Origin of the sequence: Clostridium fessum (assembly GCF_003024715.1) — a bacterium.
Taxonomy (GTDB): domain Bacteria; phylum Bacillota; class Clostridia; order Lachnospirales; family Lachnospiraceae; genus Otoolea; species Otoolea fessa.
In genome coordinates this window covers 1-959 of record NZ_PYLO01000018.1, presented here as the reverse complement: position 1 = coordinate 959, position 959 = coordinate 1, and the positions used below count along the sequence as shown (strand labels likewise).

The 959-nt window shown below is 46.9% G+C and carries 1 tRNA gene and 3 rRNA genes; all 4 read right to left on the bottom strand.

Annotation, left to right across the window (positions count from 1 at the left end):
• A 23S ribosomal RNA gene (locus C7U56_RS15285) occupies positions 1 to 85 on the bottom strand; the annotation flags it as partial.
• 292 nt (positions 86 to 377) lie between these two features.
• Positions 378 to 451 (bottom strand) — tRNA-Ile (locus C7U56_RS15280).
• 7 nt (positions 452 to 458) lie between these two features.
• Positions 459 to 576: ribosomal RNA gene (gene rrf, locus C7U56_RS15275) — 5S ribosomal RNA — on the bottom strand.
• Between the two features lie 139 nt (positions 577 to 715).
• Positions 716 to 959 (bottom strand): 16S ribosomal RNA (locus tag C7U56_RS15270); the annotation flags it as partial.

Below are 959 nucleotides of genomic sequence, written 5' to 3'. Positions count from 1 at the left end.
CTCCCCGAAGCTTTTCGCAGCTTATCACGTCTTTCATCGGCTCTTAGTGCCAAGGCATCCACCCTGCGCTCTTATTAGCTTAACCAATTGATTCACACCGTGGGTACGGTGTTCCTCTCAGATGCATAGCGTTGCATCTTTGGCTTATGGTGTTTACAATTAATAATTGCTTGTTTTTGGTTTGTTTGGTTACACTTTCGTGTAACACCTCGGATGTCTTGATATTTGTTTCAAACCTCTCGGTTTGAACTTTGTATCAGATTTTCAATATGCAGTTTTCAAGGTACATACTTGACTGATTTTATCAGTCATTCCTAAGCTTGATAAACTCAAACTCACGAATGACTCATAAAAAAGTCATACCCTTTCGGGTTAAATGGGCTTAAGTGGACTCGAACCACCGACCTCACGCTTATCAGGCGTGCGCTCTAACCGGCTGAGCTATAAGCCCATTTGGAATCCGGCATCCACCTGCTTTCCCATGCCGTCTCCAGCATAGTATCATCGGCCGCTTAGGTCTTAACCATCGTGTTCGGGATGGGAACGGGTGTGTCCCCTAAGCGCATCGACACCGGAAATCTTTCATTTCCTGGATTTCAATCTTTAATTGTCATCCTCGAAAACTCAACAGTATATAAAACCCTTACTTCTTCTTCCGTTTTAGTTGGATTGATTCAGCTGCTCTCGCAACCTACTTATAATCCTTCTTCCTTAGAAAGGAGGTGATCCAGCCGCACCTTCCGATACGGCTACCTTGTTACGACTTCACCCCAGTTATCGGTCCTGCCTTCGGCAGCTCCCTCCTTACGGTTGGGTCACTGACTTCGGGCATTACTGACTCCCATGGTGTGACGGGCGGTGTGTACAAGACCCGGGAACGTATTCACCGCGACATTCTGATTCGCGATTACTAGCGATTCCAGCTTCGTGCAGGCGAGTTGCAGCCTGCAGTCCGAACT